Source organism: Lentzea sp. NPDC058436 (assembly GCF_042721515.1).
In the GTDB taxonomy this organism is placed as follows: domain Bacteria; phylum Actinomycetota; class Actinomycetes; order Mycobacteriales; family Pseudonocardiaceae; genus Lentzea.
Window position 1 is genome coordinate 27033 of sequence record NZ_JBHXLF010000024.1, and the last position, 17010, is coordinate 44042.

The 17010-nt window shown below is 68.8% G+C and carries 21 protein-coding genes; 16 read left to right on the forward strand and 5 right to left on the reverse strand.

The window, feature by feature from the left end; genetic code table 11:
• Positions 1 to 12: 12 nt before the first annotated feature.
• Genes ACFWN2_RS40555 through ACFWN2_RS40585 form a run of 7 tightly spaced genes read left to right on the forward strand, consistent with a single transcriptional unit; the run spans position 13 to position 5440 of the window.
• Complete coding sequence (locus ACFWN2_RS40555; RefSeq protein ID WP_382435890.1) at positions 13 to 531, forward strand: SigE family RNA polymerase sigma factor; 519 nt, start codon at positions 13 to 15, stop codon at positions 529 to 531.
• A 20-nt stretch (positions 532 to 551) separates the two neighbouring features.
• Positions 552 to 1244 carry a hypothetical protein gene (locus ACFWN2_RS40560; RefSeq protein ID WP_382435891.1) on the forward strand — a complete coding sequence of 231 codons (693 nt, stop codon included), beginning with the start codon at positions 552 to 554 and terminating at the stop codon, positions 1242 to 1244.
• Positions 1245 to 1271: 27 nt separating this feature from the next.
• Positions 1272 to 1853: a TetR/AcrR family transcriptional regulator gene (locus ACFWN2_RS40565; protein WP_382435892.1), complete on the forward strand. Its 582-nt coding sequence runs from the start codon at positions 1272 to 1274 to the stop codon at positions 1851 to 1853.
• A gap of 57 nt (positions 1854 to 1910) precedes the next feature.
• Positions 1911 to 2444 carry a SigE family RNA polymerase sigma factor gene (locus ACFWN2_RS40570; RefSeq protein WP_089918696.1) on the forward strand — a complete coding sequence of 178 codons (534 nt, stop codon included), beginning with the start codon at positions 1911 to 1913 and terminating at the stop codon, positions 2442 to 2444.
• Positions 2441 to 3208, forward strand: coding sequence for a hypothetical protein (locus ACFWN2_RS40575; protein ID WP_382435894.1), 768 nt, complete (start codon positions 2441 to 2443; stop codon positions 3206 to 3208). The genes ACFWN2_RS40570 and ACFWN2_RS40575 overlap by 4 nt, the downstream gene beginning before the upstream one ends.
• Positions 3209 to 3233: 25 nt before the next feature.
• The gene (gene purB / locus ACFWN2_RS40580) at positions 3234 to 4652 is read left to right on the forward strand and encodes an adenylosuccinate lyase (protein WP_382435895.1); all 1419 of its coding nucleotides are present in this window, start codon (positions 3234 to 3236) and stop codon (positions 4650 to 4652) included.
• A 2-nt stretch (positions 4653 to 4654) separates the two neighbouring features.
• Positions 4655 to 5440 (forward strand): MOSC domain-containing protein, encoded by a 786-nt coding sequence (locus ACFWN2_RS40585; protein WP_382435896.1) that lies wholly within the window; start codon positions 4655 to 4657, stop codon positions 5438 to 5440.
• Here ACFWN2_RS40585 and ACFWN2_RS40590 read toward each other — a convergent pair.
• Complete coding sequence (locus ACFWN2_RS40590; RefSeq protein ID WP_382435897.1) at positions 5437 to 5880, reverse strand: hypothetical protein; 444 nt, start codon at positions 5878 to 5880, stop codon at positions 5437 to 5439. The two genes, ACFWN2_RS40585 and ACFWN2_RS40590, sit on opposite strands and share 4 nt — an antisense overlap.
• Before the next feature lie 88 nt (positions 5881 to 5968).
• Between ACFWN2_RS40590 and ACFWN2_RS40595 the strand changes: the two genes are divergently transcribed.
• The gene (locus ACFWN2_RS40595) at positions 5969 to 6844 is read left to right on the forward strand and encodes a phosphoribosylaminoimidazolesuccinocarboxamide synthase (RefSeq protein ID WP_382435899.1); all 876 of its coding nucleotides are present in this window, start codon (positions 5969 to 5971) and stop codon (positions 6842 to 6844) included.
• A 65-nt stretch (positions 6845 to 6909) separates the two neighbouring features.
• A complete protein-coding gene (locus ACFWN2_RS40600) occupies positions 6910 to 7545 on the forward strand; it encodes a DUF2334 domain-containing protein (RefSeq protein ID WP_382435900.1) in 636 nt (211 codons plus the stop codon).
• Here the strand turns inward: ACFWN2_RS40600 and ACFWN2_RS40605 are convergent.
• Positions 7508 to 8131, reverse strand: coding sequence for an MBL fold metallo-hydrolase (locus tag ACFWN2_RS40605; protein ID WP_382435901.1), 624 nt, complete (start codon positions 8129 to 8131; stop codon positions 7508 to 7510). The genes ACFWN2_RS40600 and ACFWN2_RS40605 overlap by 38 nt on opposite strands.
• Positions 8132 to 8368: 237 nt before the next feature.
• Here ACFWN2_RS40605 and ACFWN2_RS40610 point away from each other — a divergent pair, with 237 nt between their 5' ends.
• Positions 8369 to 9322: a trypsin-like serine peptidase gene (locus ACFWN2_RS40610; RefSeq protein WP_382435902.1), complete on the forward strand. Its 954-nt coding sequence runs from the start codon at positions 8369 to 8371 to the stop codon at positions 9320 to 9322.
• Here ACFWN2_RS40610 and ACFWN2_RS40615 read toward each other — a convergent pair.
• Positions 9306 to 10286 (reverse strand): NAD-dependent epimerase/dehydratase family protein, encoded by a 981-nt coding sequence (locus ACFWN2_RS40615; protein WP_382435903.1) that lies wholly within the window; start codon positions 10284 to 10286, stop codon positions 9306 to 9308. The genes ACFWN2_RS40610 and ACFWN2_RS40615 overlap by 17 nt on opposite strands.
• Before the next feature lie 355 nt (positions 10287 to 10641).
• Here ACFWN2_RS40615 and ACFWN2_RS40620 point away from each other — a divergent pair, with 355 nt between their 5' ends.
• From ACFWN2_RS40620 to purL, 4 genes are all read left to right on the forward strand, one after another.
• Entirely contained in the window at positions 10642 to 10869 is a 228-nt protein-coding gene (locus ACFWN2_RS40620; RefSeq protein WP_382435904.1) for a hypothetical protein, read from the forward strand.
• Between the two features lie 231 nt (positions 10870 to 11100).
• On the forward strand, positions 11101 to 11340 hold the full coding sequence (purS, locus tag ACFWN2_RS40625; protein WP_382435905.1) for a phosphoribosylformylglycinamidine synthase subunit PurS: 240 nt from the start codon (positions 11101 to 11103) through the stop codon (positions 11338 to 11340).
• Positions 11337 to 12008 carry a phosphoribosylformylglycinamidine synthase subunit PurQ gene (gene purQ / locus ACFWN2_RS40630; protein WP_382435906.1) on the forward strand — a complete coding sequence of 224 codons (672 nt, stop codon included), beginning with the start codon at positions 11337 to 11339 and terminating at the stop codon, positions 12006 to 12008. Before purS ends, purQ begins: the two co-directional genes overlap by 4 nt.
• Positions 12005 to 14263 (forward strand): phosphoribosylformylglycinamidine synthase subunit PurL, encoded by a 2259-nt coding sequence (gene purL / locus ACFWN2_RS40635; RefSeq protein ID WP_382435907.1) that lies wholly within the window; start codon positions 12005 to 12007, stop codon positions 14261 to 14263. Before purQ ends, purL begins: the two co-directional genes overlap by 4 nt.
• A gap of 35 nt (positions 14264 to 14298) precedes the next feature.
• Here the strand turns inward: purL and ACFWN2_RS40640 are convergent, their stop codons facing one another.
• Positions 14299 to 15018 (reverse strand): lysozyme, encoded by a 720-nt coding sequence (locus ACFWN2_RS40640; protein WP_382435978.1) that lies wholly within the window; start codon positions 15016 to 15018, stop codon positions 14299 to 14301.
• Between ACFWN2_RS40640 and ACFWN2_RS40645 the strand changes: the two genes are divergently transcribed.
• Positions 14972 to 15094: a hypothetical protein gene (locus ACFWN2_RS40645; RefSeq protein ID WP_382435983.1), complete on the forward strand. Its 123-nt coding sequence runs from the start codon at positions 14972 to 14974 to the stop codon at positions 15092 to 15094. The genes ACFWN2_RS40640 and ACFWN2_RS40645 overlap by 47 nt on opposite strands.
• A 35-nt stretch (positions 15095 to 15129) precedes the next feature.
• Here the strand turns inward: ACFWN2_RS40645 and ACFWN2_RS40650 are convergent, their stop codons facing one another.
• Entirely contained in the window at positions 15130 to 15969 is an 840-nt protein-coding gene (locus tag ACFWN2_RS40650; protein WP_382435908.1) for an aldo/keto reductase, read from the reverse strand.
• A gap of 75 nt (positions 15970 to 16044) precedes the next feature.
• On the opposite strand from ACFWN2_RS40650, the gene ACFWN2_RS40655 reads away from it, so the two are divergent.
• Positions 16045 to 16944, forward strand: a complete 900-nt coding sequence (locus ACFWN2_RS40655; RefSeq protein WP_382435909.1) for a LysR substrate-binding domain-containing protein — start codon at positions 16045 to 16047, stop codon at positions 16942 to 16944.
• Positions 16945 to 17010: the final 66 nt, after the last annotated feature.

Below are 17010 nucleotides of genomic sequence, written 5' to 3' on the forward strand. Positions count from 1 at the left end.
AGAGCAGTCCGCGTGGATCAGCGCGACGAGCAGGAGTTCGCGGAGTACTTCGTGGCTCGCCGTGAGGCCGTGCGCCGAACGGCATACCTGCTGTGCGGCGACTGGCACCGCGCTGACGACTTCGCGCAGACCGCGTTCGTGGCACTGCACAGGAGGTGGCGGAAGATCAGGGACAAGCAGGCTCTGGACGCCTACGTCCGGCGCAGCGTCGTGCGCGCGGTGATCGACGAGTCGCGCCGTCCGTGGCGGCGCGAGAAGTTCACCGACGAGATGCCCGAGGCACCGGCGGTGGACACCGAGATCGGTGAGACCGTCGCGACGCGCGAGGCGTTGATGAAGGGCCTGCGCAGAGTCCCGCCGAGGCAACGGGCCGTGCTCGTGCTCAGGTTCCTCGAAGGCCTGGACGTCACGGCGACGGCGGAGACCTTGAAGTGCTCGGAAGGAACTGTGAAGAGTCAGACGGCCCGCGGGCTGGCGGCGCTCAGGGAAGCACTGGGCGACGCCATCGACGACCTGCGACCGGCGTCGTGACCAGCGAGAGGAGGGCGTAGATGGACGAGCAGAAGCTCGCGGACCTGTTCCGCGACGCGGCGCACGACGCACCACCGCCGTCCTTCGACGCGGGCGACGTGCGGACGGCCTCGCGCAAGGCCACGCTGCGCAGGCGCAACTCGATCGCGGCGGGCACCACCCTGGTGGTCGTGCTCGGCTTCGGCGGGGTCTTCGCCGCCAACGGCTGGATGAGCCCCGGCGAGACCAGCACCATGAACAGCGCGGGTTCTGGGCAGAACCGGGACGACGGTGCACAATCGCCGATGACCGCGCTGGAAGCACCACCCACTGTCTTCTCCGGTGAAGGCAAGTCCACGCAGGGGGACGCGCAGGCGCCGGGAAGCACTGGCCCTTCGGTCAGTGAAAGCGCAGTGCAGGGCTGCGCAGGTGTGGACCGAGAGCTCGCCGACGCCCTCGCCGTCGAGCTTTCGGTCTCACCGGGTCCGCCCGTCTCGCCGAACGACGCCATCGCGCCGACGGTCACCTGTTCGCCCGACTCCCGCTCGGCCGCGTTCAAGATCGACGGGCTGACGATCACCGCGATCGTCACGCCGCAGCCGTTCGAGGCGCCCGCCGGAGCGGAGAAGGTCACGACCGGTCAGGGGCAGGACCTCTACGTCTTCACGCAGGGCGACGGCGAGTTCAAGGGCCAGGCCAAGCGGTTCGCCGACGCACTGGGCCCGAAGTTCTGATCGTTCGCCGAGTACCCTGGCGCGACTATGACGGCAGCAACACCCAAGGGTGAGCGCAGGCGGCAGGCGCTCGTGGAGGCCGCGTCCGGCCTGTTCGCGGACGGCGGTTTCGACGCGGTCAGGCACCGCGCCGTCGCCGAACGCGCAGGTCTGCCGCTCGCGTCGACCACGTACTACTTCGACTCGCTGGACGAGCTGATCACCGCCGCCGTCGAGCTCCACGGCCGCAGCGAGCTCGCGAGCTTCCGGCGCAGGCTGTCGTCGATCCAGGAGCGGATGTCCGACGACGAGCTCGTCGAGTTCGTCCTCGACCTGCTGGTCGGGGAGGACGCGACCGACATCGAGGCCGTGCTGCTGCGCTACGAACGCCTCGTCGCGACCGGCCGCCGCCCGTACCTGCGGCCGTTGATGCGCGAGCTGTCGACCGAGCTGCGGGTGCTGGTCACCGACGTCTTCGCCCGTTCGGGACGTGAGGTCGACAGCGACCGGGTCGAGGAGCTGATCGCGCTGGTCGACGGTTCGGTGGTCAACTCGTTCATCGAGCTGAAGTCGGACCCGAGGGGCGTGGCGGGCAGGATGCTCCGTTCGGCCCTTTCGCGTCACGCGTGATGCAACCTCGCGTTCCTCCGATGCGTTCCCCTGGTTGAGGACGCGAGAGGGGATCGCATGCGCAAGGCCGATGAACAGGGCTTTCGTGAGTTCGCGGCAGCCAATGCCGCGTCTTTGCGACGTACTGCGTATCTCTTCTGCGGCGACTGGCACACAGCGGAAGACCTGATGCAGTCGAGCCTCATGAAGATGTACCTGGCCTGGAAGCGCATCAAGGACCTCGACAACCTGATCGCGTACGCCCGCAAGGTGCTGCTGCGCACGTGGCTGGACGAGAAGCGCAGGCCGTGGCGCAGAGCCGAGCAGCGGGACGGGGAGCTGCCCGACGCCGCGGACGCCACCGTGGACCCGGACACCACAAGCGCGAAGCTGTGGGCACGTGAGCTCGTGCACACCGCGCTGCTGCAGGTGCCTCCGAGGCAACGGGCGGTGCTCGTGCTGCGTTATTTCGAGGACCTGTCGGTCGCCGAGGTGGCGGTGGCCATGGGGTGCACCGAGGGAACGGTCAAAAGCCAGACGGCGCGCGGTCTCGCGACACTGCGCACCATCGTGGAGAAGCTCGACAACAGTTCGGGGAGGGTCGCGTCGTGAGTGAGCAGGAGATCCGCGAGGGAATGCTGCTGGCCGTCTGGGACGAGCCGCCGCTCGACTTCGACCCCGACACCCTGATCAGGCGGGTCGAGCAGAAAAAAAGTCGTCGCCGAGCGCTGGTCGCTGTGGGAGTGGCTACGGCGGTGATCGCCGTGACCTCGTTCGCGCTGCCGGGCCTGCTGCCGCGCGACCGGGACAGCCAGCTGGGCGCGGAGACCCAGACGAGCGCGCCGCCGTCGGCGTCCTCGACGGTGTCGGACCGCAAGCGCAAGCAGCAGATGGGCGACCTGCTGGTGGAGAGGCTGAGCAAGGAGCGGCCGGAGTTCACGGACCTCTACGGCAGCTTCGAGTGGAACGGGCCGGGGATCAAGCCGGAGATGCCGCTGCAGCCCGTCAGCACCTCCCAGGACTCGCGTGACGTGTACGGGTTCGTCTACTTCACGGACTCGCTCGGACCGACGGCTCTGCTGGTCACCACCGGTTCGGCGATCTCGTCCGGCCAGCTGTGCGCCACCGGCGATGCGATCTTCTGCCGGAGCGTCCGGCAGAACGACGGCTCGACCGTCGTCGAGGCCGAGTTCCGCTACGGCTCGGAGATCGTGAAGGCGGTGTCGATGCGCACGATCGGGGACGGCAAGAGGTCGGTCGTCGTCTCCAGCTACTCGCGCAACCCGGTGACCGGTCTGGGCGCCCGCCAGAACATCCCGGTGGGTGTGGACGTGCTCACAGCGCTGGCCACGGACCCCGCCGTGAACTGGGAGTGACGCTGCGGTGCACTAGCCTGAGGGCGTGACGAAGCCCCGCATCGCCAACGTCCTCGCAGGTCGGTACGCCTCCACGTCGCTCGCGACGCTCTGGTCGGCCGAGCACAAGATCGTGCTGGAGCGCCAGCTGTGGCTCGCCGTGCTGAAGGCGCAGGCGGCGGCGGGCATCGACGTGCCGGCGACCGCGGTGGCCGACTACGAGCGCGTGCTGGAGCAGGTCGACCTGGAGTCGATCGCCGCGCGCGAACGGGTCACGCGGCACGACGTGAAGGCGCGCATCGAGGAGTTCAACGCGCTCGCGGGCCACGAGCAGGTCCACAAGGGAATGACCTCGCGCGACCTGACCGAGAACGTCGAGCAGCTGCAGGTGCTGCGCTCGCTGGAGCTGATCCGCTCCAAGGCCGCCGCCGTGCTCGGTCGCCTCGCGCGCCTCGCCGCCGAGCACTCCGACCTCGTGATGGCAGGCCGTTCGCACAACGTGGCCGCGCAGGCCACGACGCTCGGCAAGCGGTTCGCGACGGGCGCCGACGAACTCCTGGTGGCGTTCTCCCGCCTCGACGAGCTGATCTCGCGCTACCCGTTGCGCGGCATCAAGGGCCCGGTCGGCACGGCCCAGGACATGCTCGACCTGCTCGGCTCCCCCGAGAAGCTGCAGGAACTGGAGCAGACGGTCGCGGGCCACCTCGGCTTCGAGCGCGTGCTGACGTCGGTCGGCCAGGTCTACCCGCGCTCGCTCGACTTCGACGTCGTCTCGACGCTCGTGCAGCTCGCCGCGGCGCCGTCGTCGGTCGCGAAGACCATCCGGCTGATGGCGGGCCACGAGCTCGTCACCGAGGGCTTCAAGCCCGGCCAGGTCGGCTCCAGCGCCATGCCGCACAAGATGAACACCCGCTCGTGCGAGCGCGTGAACGGCTTCGCGGTGATCCTGCGCGGCTACCTGTCGATGGTCGGCGAGCTCGCGGGCGACCAGTGGAACGAGGGCGACGTGTCGTGCTCGGTGGTCCGCAGGGTCGCGCTGCCCGACGCGTTCTTCGCGTTCGACGGCCTGCTGGAGACGTTCCTGACGGTGCTGGACGAGTTCGGCGCGTACCCGGCCGTCGTCGCCCGCGAGCTGGACCGCTACCTGCCGTTCCTCGGCACGACGAAGGTGCTGATGGAGGCCGTGCGCGCGGGTGTCGGCCGTGAGACCGCGCACGAGGCCATCAAGGAGAACGCGGTGGCCGTCGCGCTGGCGATGCGCGAGCAGGGTCTCGCGGGCAACGACCTGTTGGACCGCCTCGGCGCGGACGACCGCCTGCCGCTCGACAAGGCCGCCCTGGAGGCGCTGCTGGCCGACCGCCTGTCGTTCACCGGCGTGGCCTCGGCACAGGTCGCGTCCGTCGTGGAGCAGGTCGCCGCGGTCGTCGACAAGTACCCGGCGTACGAGCCGGAGCCGATTCTGTGATCGTGTCCGACCTGGTCGTCTACCCGGTGAAGGGATGCGGCGGGTACTCCGTCGCGTCCTGCGCCGTGGAGGCGACCGGCCTGCGCGACGACCGGATGATGATGCTGGTCGACGACGACGGTGTTTTCCTGTCGCAGCGCAAGGTTCCTGAGATGGCCGCACTGCGTCCGTCCCTCGTGGACTCGGCCCTGTCGATCGGCGGAGAATCCTTCCCGGTCGTGCTCGACGGGCCGCGGGTCCCGGTCGTCGTGCACGTCTGGCACGGGTCCGGAGTGGACCAGGGCGACGCCGTGGCGGAGTACTTCTCCGCCGCGCTGGGCAGGTCCGTGCGGCTCGTGCGGACGCCACCGGACCTGCGCCGCGTGACGACGGGCGAGACCACCGGGCTCGTCGGGTACGCCGACGGCAACGCGTTGCTGGTGCTCTCGCTGTCCTCGTTGGACGGGTTGAACGAGCGCATCCTCGAACACGGCGGGGAGCCCGTTCCGATGAATCGCTTCCGCCCCAACGTGGTCGTGTCAGGCTGGCCGGAACCGCACACGGAGGACCGGGTGCGGCGTGCGGCGGTCGGTGACGTGGAACTGGCCTACGCCAAGGACTGCGTGCGGTGCGCCGTGCCGATGGTCGACCAGGAGACCGGTGTGAAAGCCGGTCCCGAGCCGATCCGGACGCTGGCGACCTACCGCCGCGACCCCGACGGCGGGGTGACGTTCGGGATGAAGGCCCAGGTCACGCGCACCGGCACGATCTCGGTCGGCGACAAGGTCGACGTGCTGGACTGGGCTTAGGCCTTCTGCCAGCGCAGCCGGTCACCGCGGCTGGGATCCTTGCGGCACACCAGCTTCTCGCCGAGCAGGCCGATGCCGCTCGCGCCCTCCGGGTCGCACCGCGCGCCCTCGTTGACCAGCAACCCCTGCTGCGGGGGTTCGGTGGTCGTCGCCGGGGGCTGCTGCGTGGCCGCCGGCGGCTGTGCGGGCGGTGGTTTCGGCTGCGTGGTCTTCGTGGTGGTCGTGGTCGACGTCGATGACGACGATGTCTTCACCGAGATGTCGGCGACGTCCGGAGTCGGCACGATGCTGACCGACTGGTTCCCGCTCGTGGTCTGCGAGCCGCCAGGAGCGGGAGACGAGATGGGGCTGGAGTCGAAGCTCCACCCGGCGACGCCCAGGATGATCAGCAATGCCGCACTGGCCAATGCCGGGATCCACAGGGCCTTTCTGGTGAGCACGGGTGCACCTTAAGCTTCTTCGCCCTTGATCTGTAGAGGTGCGGGGTGTACATCGGTCGCCGAAACAGGGGCACGTAGGCTGACCAGCGTGCCTACGCTCGCTGACTACCAGCACGTCGCCCGCGGCAAGGTTCGCGATCTGTACGACGTCGACGACGAGCTGCTGCTCTTCGTCGCGTCCGACCGCATCTCGGCGTACGACCACATCCTGAGCTCGGAGATCCCCGACAAGGGGCGCGTGCTCACCGCGATGAGCGTGTTCTGGTTCGAGCGGCTCGCCCCGAACCACCTGGTCGCGCACGACGACCCGCGCATCCCCGCCGAGGTCCGCGGCCGCGCGTTGCTGGTGCGCAAGCTGAAGATGGTCGACGTCGAGTGCGTGGCGCGCGGGTACCTGACGGGCTCGGGCATGGCCGACTACACGGCGACGGGCGCGGTGTGCGGCATCGAGCTGCCGGCCGGCCTGGTCGAGGCGTCCGAACTGGACCCGCCGATCTTCACCCCCGCGTCGAAGGCCGAGATCGGCGCGCACGACGAGAACGTGTCGTTCGACGTCATCGCCGAGAAGCACGGCGTCGAGCTGGCGTCGAAGCTGCGCGACCGCACGATCGAGCTGTACAGCGAGGCGCGCGCGTACGCGTTGACGCGCGGCCTGATCCTCGCTGACACGAAGTTCGAGTTCGGGCTCTCCTCGGACGGTGAGCTGATCCTCGCGGACGAGGTGTTCACGCCGGACTCGTCGCGCTACTGGCCGGCCGAGGGCTACGAGCCCGGTCGCGTGCAGCCGTCGTTCGACAAGCAGTTCGTGCGCGACTGGCTGACCTCGGCGGAGTCGGGCTGGGACCGCAAGTCGGACGTGCCGCCGCCTCCGCTGCCCGCGGACGTCATCGAGGCCACCCGTGCGCGGTACATCGAGGCGTACGAGCGCCTCACGGGCCGGTCTTTCGCTGACTGGCTCGCGTGAGTTAGCTCTGGTTTCACGCGGATGTCACCACGGCGTGGCGCACTCATACGGTGCACTCACAGCTCGTGGTCTCTCTGTCCGGCATCGGTCCGCAGAACCTCGACCGATGCGCTGATCTCGCCGCGGCCCTCGACCCGCGGCAGGTGCCGTTGTCGCTGCTCGTAGTACCTCGCGAGCTCGGCAGGGCGCAGGAATGGGTGCGGCAGCGCGCCTCTCTCGGTGACGCCGTCGTGCTGCACGGCCTCGGCCAACGGCGGCTGCCGGCCTATGAAGCCGGGTTGCTGTTGATGGGCGCCCGTCTGCAGATGGACGCCATCGGCCTCAACGCCGACACGTTCGCCCCACGGAGGTGCGTGGCGTCGCCGGGGACGTTGATGGCGCTGGCCAAGCACCGGTTCCTCCGCTGCGCCGACGCGCACGCCGTCCGCGAGGTCCACAGCGGGCTCGCGACGCTGGGCCGCCTGCACGCGCTGACCGAACGCAGCAGCTTCGGTGAGCTGCGCTCGCTGGCGCTGGTCTACGCGACGGCCAGGTCCGCGCGCCGCGGCGGGCTGACCCGGATCACCGTCGACGCCCGCGACCTACACCGGCCCGGTGCGCGGCAGGCCGTGCTCGACGCCGTGGACATCGCACTCGCCCACGACGCCACGCCGACCACGTACGTCAGACTGCCGTCTCCTCGCCAGGCGTCAGCAGCCTGACCTCGGTGCCGTCCGGCTTCAGCATGTCGAAGAACCGGACGGCCATCTGCGGGCTCGCCAGCGTCTTCTCGTGGATCGGCACGGCGACGCGCGGCTTCACGGCGCGCAGGAAGTCGACGGCCTCGCCGGTCTTCAGCCACGGCGCGCCCGCGGGCAGTCCGAGCACGTCGACGTCCTCGTCCGGCACGAACAGCGAGTCGCCGGGGTGGTAGAACGCGCCGTCGCCGATCACGTAGGCGGCGTTCGGGACGATCGGGATGTCCGCGTGGATCGTCGCGTGCTGCCCGCCGACGACCCTGACGGACTGGTCGCCGATCTTGAAGGTGTCACCCGGACGGGCGACGGTCGCGTTCTCGACGTCGGGCGCCGTGCCCTCGTCGACGACGAGCTGCGCCTGCGGGTTGGCCTTGAGCAGCGCCGGCAGCCGTTCGGCGTCGACGTGGTCGAAGTGCTGGTGCGTGACCAGCACCGCGTCCAGGTCGGTGAGGTCCTCGAACCCCGCCGAGAACGTGCCGGGGTCGATCAGGATGCGGGTGGTTCCCGTGTCGAGAAGCACGCAGGCATGACCGAAATGGACAACTTTCACGGAAACCTCCATTACCGACGTTTGGCGGGCTGACACGGTGAGGTGACGTCGGAAGTATCAAAAGGCATGAGGAAAACCCTGCATCTCCTCACGGCACTGGCGCTTGCCCTGCCGATGACGACCATCATCCCTGCTACCACCACCTCTACACCTGCTCAGGCTGCGTCGCCGCAGTCGCAGGAAATCGGAACTGAGGAAAACGTCTCAGTTCGCGTGGGTGGCGCGAATCGTTCGACGGTGATCGAACGACCGGGCTCGGGTTACGTGAAGCTGCATTTCACGGACCTGCGGATCCTGCCTGGAGACGTGCTCACGGTGTCGAACCCTGACGGCACCGAGAAGTACACGTACACCAGAGATCTGAAGACCTCGCTGACCGCGACGCCCGACGCGACCGGCTTCTGGGCCATGTCGATCACGGGCTCGTCCGCCGTCGTGTCGGTGACGAACCCGGCGTCGCGCGTCCGGGTCGACAAGCTGACGCGGGGCTACACCGAGGCCGAGATGTCCTCGCAGCCGTCCGTGCAGAGCATCTGCGGCACGAACGACTACAAGGACGCGGTCTGCTACCAGTCCAGCAACCCGACGGAGTGGGGCAAGACGCCGGCCGTGGCGAAGCTGCTGCGCAACGGCAGCTCGCTCTGCACGGCGTGGCGCGTCGGCCCCAACAACCGCATGCTGACCAACGAGCACTGCTTCACGAGCACCACCGGCATCGAGGTGTGGTTCAACTACCAGTGCCCGACCTGCGGCGGCACGAACTCGGCCACCGTCACGAAGGTGCTGGCAGCACAGGTCCTGAAGTACAGCGCCGCCCTCGACTACACCCTCTTCACCGTGAACAACTTCGCGGCCATCAGCTCGTTCGGCTACCTCGAACTGGACGCGCGCGTTCCGGCCGTGGGTGAGGAGATGTACATCGTCGGCCACCCGGCCGGGAAGCTGAAGAAGCTGTCGTTGCGCGACAACACCAACGGCGGCGGCTACTGCTCCGTGCGCGCCGTACGCGTGAACGGCAGCTCGTCGCAGTCCGACATCAGCTACATGTGCGACACCGAGGGCGGCTCGTCCGGCTCACCCGTGCTGTCGAGGCGCACGAACAAGGTGATCGGGCTCCACCACTTCGGCGGCTGCCCGAACCAGGGCGTGCGCATCGACCTCGTCGCGGCGCAGGTCAACTCACTGCTGTGAGGATCTCCTGCTCCTCGTCATGACTGAGACCGGCCTTGCGGGGCCGGTCCAGCCCGAGGCCGCGCTCGTACTCCAGCGAGTCGAGCGCGGTCTCGGCCAGCGGCCTGACCCGCAACCCGTTGGCCAGCGCGTTGCTGACGTCGCGGCCGACCATCTTGGCCCACGCCTCCGGCAGCCACATCGGCAGCGACCGGGGCCCGGACCACGGGTTGATGCCGAGCTCCTTGAGAACGGCCTCCTTGACCGGCACGAGCTGCGTCCCGGCAGGCGCCGTGGCCCCCGCGATCTCGCCGATGGCCATCTGGAACGGCATGACGGGCCCGGTCGCGTCGTAGGTGCCGGTGACCCGCTCCTCGGCCGCGAACACGATCCACTGAGCCAGATCCCGCGCGTCGATGTGCTGGAACCCGAGGTCAGGGCTGTCCGGCACGACCACGCGCCCACCCTGCGCCATCCGCGCGGGCCAGTACCCGAACCGGTCACTCGGGTCGTCGGGCCCGGTGATCAGCCCGGCCCTGACGATGAACTCCCGGCCGGCCACGGCCTCGCGGACCGCGATCTCACTGGCCACCTTGATGCTGCCGTACCGCTCGGCCGTGAACTCCTCGGCCGGGTCGTCCTCCAACGGCGGCAGGAGCTCGTCGCTACCGGTCAGGTGGTCCGCGTAGACCGAGATGCTGGACACGAACGTCCAGTGCGGCGTGGTCGCCCCGAACGCCTCCAGCGCGTCCCGCACCCAGTTCACCGAGTACTTCGACACGTCGATCACGGCGTCGAACTGCTCCCCGGCCAGCTGGTCGAACGCACCGGGCCTGTCCCTGTCGACCTGGACGAGCGTGGCGCCCTCAGGCACCCCGCCGGAGGCGCCGCGGGCGGCGCAGAACACTTCGTGGCCACGGCGAACCGCCTCCGCCGTGATGGCTTTGCTGAGGAACACGGTTCCACCGAGCACGAGGATCTTCATGATCTCCAGCATCCGTCCGATCGGGCCGCGGTGCCAGTGGTCTCGCTTTCGGCGAAATAGCCGGTTGGAATAGGTCCGAGGTCAGGTCGTTCGGACCCGATCGGCTGGAGTTGGTGAACTGGTGTTCGGTGCGTGCCGATGGACGTTCCGTGAGTCTGCACGCCTTCGTCGACGAGTCGCGGCGAAACAACACGTACCTGCTGGCCGGCGCAAGCAGATCCTGTCGGCCCTGACGCGTACTCCCATCCAGGTAGACCTCTACCTGGCCTGTTGCCGGAAGGGTGAGGAACGAGCGCGTCAGGTCTGCGTCTCCCACCTGACGGGCGACCTGCTCGACGCAGGGGCGGCCCGGCTCGTGCTCGACAGCCGTGAGGCCCGCGACGAGCACGACCTCCTGACCATCAGGACCCGCCTCGGCAAGTACGCGCGGACCACCGGCCTCGTCTACGAACACCTACCCAGCGAGAGCGATCCGCTGCTGTGGATTCCCGACATCGTCGCGTGGTGCTACGGCGCCGGCGACGACTGGTTGCGCCGCGTGCGGCCGCTGATCGGCAACGTCGTCGACACGAGGAAGCCCTAGAAAGCGCGAAGCACGGCGGCCGACCGTCCGGACGGGCACCGTGCTCACTTCTCCGGCTTACGGGCCGAAGCTGGCAACAGATTACCAAACGGCCCCGCCGAGGCAAGCTCGTTCACCCGAAGGTGGATCACCACCGATGTGCCCCCGAACACGTGTCGGGAGGATGAACTCGCAGCTCAGGTAGGGTCACAAGGTACCGCCAGCCCTCCCCATTCCCAGGAGCAGTCTGTCGTGGCCCGAGTCGTCGTCGACGTCATGCCGAAGCCCGAGATCCTCGACCCCCAAGGCCAGGCGGTGGCGAACGCGCTGCCCCGTCTCGGCTTCGAAGGGGTCACGGCCGTCCGTCAGGGCAAGCACTTCGAGCTGGAGGTCGCCGACGACGTCGACGACGCCACGCTCGCCAAGATCGCCGAGACCTTCCTCGCCAACCCCGTGATCGAGGACTGGACCGTGCGCAGGGTCGAGGCATGAGGGTCGGTGTCATCACCTTCCCCGGCACCCTCGACGACGTCGACGCCCAGCGGGCGGTGAGATACGCCGACGGTGAGGCCGTGCCGCTCTGGCACGGGGACCACGACCTCAAGGGCGTTGACGCGGTCGTCGTGCCCGGTGGGTTCAGCTACGGCGACTACCTGCGGTGCGGCGCCATCGCGCGGTTCGCGCCCGTCATGCAGGAAGTGGTCGAGGCCGCGAACAAGGGGATGCCGGTTCTCGGCATCTGCAACGGGTTCCAGATCCTCGCCGAGGCCCATCTGCTGCCGGGTGCGTTGACCCGCAACGAGAAGCTGCACTTCGTGTGCCGCGACCAGTGGCTCCGCGTCGAGAACAACACCACGGCGTGGACCGGTCGGTACGACGCGCAGGCCGAGATCCTCATCCCGCTGAAGTCCGGCGAGGGCAGCTACCAGGCCGACGAGGACACCCTCAAGGAGCTGGAAGACGGCGGCAGGGTGGTCTTCCGGTACGTCGGCGGCAATCCCAACGGCAGCCGCAACGACATCGCCGGCATCACCAACGCCAGGGGCAACGTCGTCGGCCTCATGCCGCACCCCGAGCACGCCATCGACGCGCTCACGGGGCCCACGGACGACGGACTGGGCGTGTTCCTGTCCCTGCTCGACACGGTGGTGAAGGCGTGATCGACACCGTCAAGAACGCCGAGGCGACGCCCGACCAGGAGCAGCCCTACAGGGAGCTGGGCCTCAAGGACGACGAGTACGCGCGCATCAAGGAGATCCTCCAGCGCAGGCCGACCGAAGCCGAACTGGCCATGTACTCGGTCATGTGGAGCGAGCACTGCTCCTACAAGTCGTCCAAGGTGCACCTGAAGTACTTCGGCGACACCACGACCGACGAGATGCGCGGCAAGATGCTCGCGGGCATCGGTGAGAACGCCGGCGTCGTCGACATCGGCGACGGCTGGGCCGTCACGTTCAAGGTCGAGAGCCACAACCACCCGTCGTACGTCGAGCCCTACCAGGGCGCCGCGACGGGCGTGGGCGGCATCGTCAGGGACATCCTCGCGATGGGCGCGCGGCCGCTCGCGGTCATGGACCCGCTGCGGTTCGGCAAGCCGGACGCCGAGGACACGAAGCGGGTGCTGCCCGGCATCGTCGCGGGTGTCGGCGGCTACGGGAACTGCCTCGGCCTGCCGAACATCGGCGGCGAGGTCGTGTTCGACGAGTCGTACCAGGGCAATCCGCTGGTCAACGCGCTGTGCGTCGGTGCGATGCGCACGGAGGACCTGCACCTCGCGCACGCGAGCGGCACCGGCAACAAGGTCATCCTCTACGGCGCGCGCACGGGCCTCGACGGCATCGGCGGCGTGTCAGTCCTCGCCAGCGAGACGTTCGACGACACGGCCGGCAAGCGCAAGAAGCTGCCGAGCGTCCAGGTCGGCGACCCGTTCGCCGAGAAGGTGCTGATCGAGTGCTCCCTGGAGCTCTTCGAGAAGGGCGTCGTCGTCGGCATCCAGGACCTCGGCGGCGCGGGCCTGTCCTGCGCGACGAGCGAACTGGCGTCCGCGGGTGACGGCGGCATGCACGTCTACCTGGACCGGGTGCCGCTGCGGGCCGCGAACATGACGCCCGCCGAGATCCTCTCCAGCGAGTCCCAGGAACGCATGTGCGCGGTCGTCGAACCGGGTGACGTCGAGGCGTTCCTGGAGGTCTGCGCGAAGTGGGACGTCATCGCCACCGAGATCGGTGAGGTGACGGAAGGCGACCGGCTGGTCATCACCTACCACGACGAGGTCGTCGTGGACGTGCCTCCGCGCACGGTCGCGCACGAGGGCCCGGTCTACACCAGGCCGATCGAGCGCCCTGCCGACCAGGACGAGCTGCAGGCGAACACGCCGGACAGCCTTCCGAGGCCGGCCAAGGATGAGCTGCTCGCGCTCATCAAGACCATGGCGGCCAGCCCCAACCTGGCCTCGAAGAAGTGGGTCACGCAGCAGTACGACCGCTACGTCCGCGGCGGCACGGTCCTCGCGCAGCCGAGCGACGGCGGCATGATCCGCATCGACGAGGAGACCGGCCGCGGTGTCGCGCTCTCCACGGACTGCAACGGCCGCTACACCAGGCTCGACCCGTACGAGGGCGCGAAGCTCGCGCTGGCCGAGGCCTACCGCAACGTCGCGACCACCGGTGCCACGCCCGTCGCCGTCACCAACTGCCTCAACTTCGGCTCGCCGGAGGACCCGGCGGTCATGTGGCAGTTCGAGCAGGCCGTGAAGGGCCTCGCGGACGGCTGCGCGGAGCTCGGCATCCCGGTGACCGGCGGCAACGTCAGCTTCTACAACCAGACCGGCACCACGGCGATCCTGCCGACGCCGGTCGTGGGCGTGCTGGGCGTGATCGACGACGTGCGGCGCCGCATCCCCACCGGGATCGGGGCCGAGGCCGGCGAGACGCTGCTGCTGCTCGGCGAGACGCGCGACGAGTTCGGCGGGTCGGAGTGGGCGCACCACGTCCACGGCCACCTGGGCGGACTGCCTCCGAAGGCTGACCTGAAGCGCGAGAAGCTGCTCGGCGAGATCCTCGTCGCGGGCTCCCGCGACGGCATGATCTCCGCCGCGCACGACCTCTCCGAGGGCGGTCTGGCGCAGGCGCTGGTCGAGACGTGCCTGGTCGGCGAGGTGGGTGCGCGGGTCTTCCCTGAGGGCGACCTGTTCACCGCGCTGTTCAGCGAGTCGGCCGGCCGCGTGCTCGTCGCCGTGCCACGCACCGAGGAGCAGCGGTTCGTCGACATGTGCACCGCGCGCAGGCTGCCGTGGCGCAAGGTCGGCGTCGTCGACCCGGAGTCGAACGCCCTGGAGGTCCAGGGCCTGGGCGAACTCCCGCTCGACGAGCTCCGCGAGGCCTGGGAGGGCACCCTTCCCGCGCTGTTCGACTAGAACGGGAGAAGGGCCCCGGCACCGGGGCCCTTTCTTCAGCTCGCGGCGATGCGTTGCAGCTGCTCGAACCTGCCGTTGAACAGGTTCTGGTCACCGGGGAAGAGCCCGGCCGCCTGCCACTGCCAGATCGTGTGGAAGTCGAACCCCTTGGGCAGGGCCCCGAGCGTCGAGTTGTAGTGCGCGATCCACAACGGGTTGTTGTCGCCGAACTTCACCGAGCCGCCGACGCACTTGTTCCACCAGCTCGTGGACGTGTAGATCGTCGGATGGCGCTTGGTGCGCGCGAAGACGGTGTCGCTGAACTCCTTGACCCACGCGGTCATCGCCGTCTGGTTCATGTTGTAGCAGGTGTCGCCGTACGGGTTGTACTCCATGTCGAGCGCGGGCGGCAGCGTCTTGCCGTCGGGCGACCAGCCGCCGCCGTTGTCGACGAAGAAGTTCGCCTGCGCCACGCCGTTCGCGCGGTCCGGCAGTGCGAAGTGGTACGCGCCGCGGATCATGCCGACGTTCAGGGAACCGTTGTACTGCTGGGTGAACTTCGGGTTCTTGTAGTGGGTGCCCTCGGTCGCCTTGACGTAGGAGAACCGGGCGCCCTTGTCCCACGAGGACTTCCAGTCGACGTCGCCCTGGTGGCTGCTGACGTCCATGCCGGGCACCTTGCCCTCGGTGGGCGGTGATTCCGCACGAAGGGTGCCCGAGCCTTCGTGTTTGAGGATCTGGGAGCCCGCCGTGTGGTCCGCGGAGCCCTCGGGCAAGGGCGCCGCGGACGCGGGTGCCGGCGTCATGCCGGCGACGATCGCCACGATGCTGATCAAGGTCCGCATGGAGTAGATCGTGCGACCATTTGTCGCAATTTGCTACTAGGGTCACCCGTCCAGGCGGGAGAGCTCCTCGGCGGTCAACTCCACGTGGGTGGCCGAGGCCGAATCCTGGATGCTCGCCGGTCGAGAAGCACCCGGAATGGGGACTACCACTTCCGACTTCGCCAGCATCCACGCAAGACAGACCTGGTGAGCGCTCACGCCGTGGGCGTCACCGACCTCCTTGAAGGGACCGCTCAGCGCGCCCGCCTTGCCGATGCCACCGAAAGGGCTCCAGGGCAGGAACGCGATGCCGAGCTTCGCGCACAGCTCCAGTTCGGGTTCGCTCGATCGGAACAACGGCGAGAACTGGTTCTGCACCGCCGCGAGCCGTCCGCCGAGGATGTCGTTGGCGAGCACGATCTCGTCCGGGTTGAAGTTCGAGACGCCGGCGTAGCGGATCTTGCCGTTGTCGAGCAGCTCCTTCAGCGCCCCGACCGAGTCGGCGATCGGCGTCTTCGGGTCCGGCCGGTGGAACTGGTAGAGGAAGATCTGGTCCACGCCGAGCCGCCGCAACGACCCGTCGACCGCCTTGCGCAGGTACTCGGGCCGTCCGTCGAGCTCCCAGCCACCGCCCGCGACGCGCGTGTGGCCGCCCTTGGTCGCGACGAACACCTCTTCGGAACGGCCGCGCAGGCCTTCCGCGATCAGCTCCTCGTTGTGCCCGAAGTCGCTGTCGTCGAGCGAGTAGGCGTCGGCGGTGTCGATGAACGTCACGCCCGCGTCCAGTGCGGCGTGGATGGTCTCGATCGCCTGGGCGCGGTCCGGCCTCCCCTGCACGGAGATGGGCATGCCGCCCAGGCCGATGGCGCTGACTTCCGTGTCTCCGATACGACGCTTCTGCATGTGTTCCACCTTGGACCCTTCTGATTAAGCTGTCCAACGCAAGGATGTGATCTCATTCAGCAGCTTGGGTGATGAATGGAACTCAGACAGCTCGAATACTTCGTGGCGGTGGCCGAGGAGTGCCACTTCACCAGGGCCGCCAAACGCCTGCACGTCGCCCAGTCGGGTCTCTCCGCGTCGATCAGGGCGCTGGAGGTCGAACTGGGCGCGCCGCTGTTCCTGCGCACCACCCGCCAGGTGGAACTGACCCAGGCCGGACGGGCGTTGCTGCCCGAGGCACGCCGGGCGTTGAGCAGCGTCTCGTCGGCCAGGGACGCCGTCGCCGCCGTGCAGGGGCTGCTGCGCGGCACGTTGTCCGTCGGCAGCCTGCAGTGCCTGCACGTGGTGCACCTGCCCGCGGTGCTGTCGCGGTTCCACGAGCTGCACCCCGGCGTGGAGATCCGGATGCGCCAGTCCGGCAACGCCGAACTGGTCGAGGACGTGCGCGCGGGCCGGCTCGACCTCGCGTTCGTCACGCGGCAGCACCGGATCGCCGACGACCTGCGGGTGTCCACTTTGGCCAGTGAACCGCTGGTGCTCGCGTGCGCGCCGGAAAGTCCTTTCGCCGCAAGGGAGTCAGTCGCGCTGGAGGAGCTGGCCGGTCAGTCGTTCGTGGACTTCAACGCCGACTGGGGCACGCGCGACGAGGTCGACCGCACGCTGGCGGCCGCCGGGGTCGAGCGGCACGTCGCCGTCGAGGTCAACGACGTGCACTCACTTCTTGACTTCGTCGGGTTCGGCCTCGGGGTCGCGCTCGTTCCCCAGTCGTTCTCGCACAAGTCGGAGCTGGTCCGCTGCATCGGGCTCCGCGGCGAGGTAGCTGTCCCCTTCGCGGAAACGGTCGTCGTCACCGGGAACACCCCCGGTGCGGCCGCCGGGGTTCTTCTCGACATGGTCTTCGAGGCGCGGGCGGGCAGGCTCAGGGCTGCCGGATAGCTTCCAGCCCTCGTGCTCGGTGCGCATCGCGGTGCCGGGCAACAGCTCCAGCTCACCGAGCTGCGT

Coding starts and splice junctions, on each gene's coding strand:
- ACFWN2_RS40655 (WP_382435909.1), top strand. CDS start 16,045: ATGGAACTCAGACAGCTCGAATACTTCGTGGCGGTGGCCGAGGAGTGC.
- ACFWN2_RS40615 (WP_382435903.1), bottom strand. CDS start 10,286: ATGAAGATCCTCGTGCTCGGTGGAACCGTGTTCCTCAGCAAAGCCATC.
- ACFWN2_RS40565 (WP_382435892.1), top strand. CDS start 1,272: ATGACGGCAGCAACACCCAAGGGTGAGCGCAGGCGGCAGGCGCTCGTG.
- ACFWN2_RS40650 (WP_382435908.1), bottom strand. CDS start 15,969: ATGCAGAAGCGTCGTATCGGAGACACGGAAGTCAGCGCCATCGGCCTG.
- ACFWN2_RS40560 (WP_382435891.1), top strand. CDS start 552: ATGGACGAGCAGAAGCTCGCGGACCTGTTCCGCGACGCGGCGCACGAC.
- ACFWN2_RS40570 (WP_089918696.1), top strand. CDS start 1,911: ATGCGCAAGGCCGATGAACAGGGCTTTCGTGAGTTCGCGGCAGCCAAT.
- purQ (WP_382435906.1), top strand. CDS start 11,337: ATGAGGGTCGGTGTCATCACCTTCCCCGGCACCCTCGACGACGTCGAC.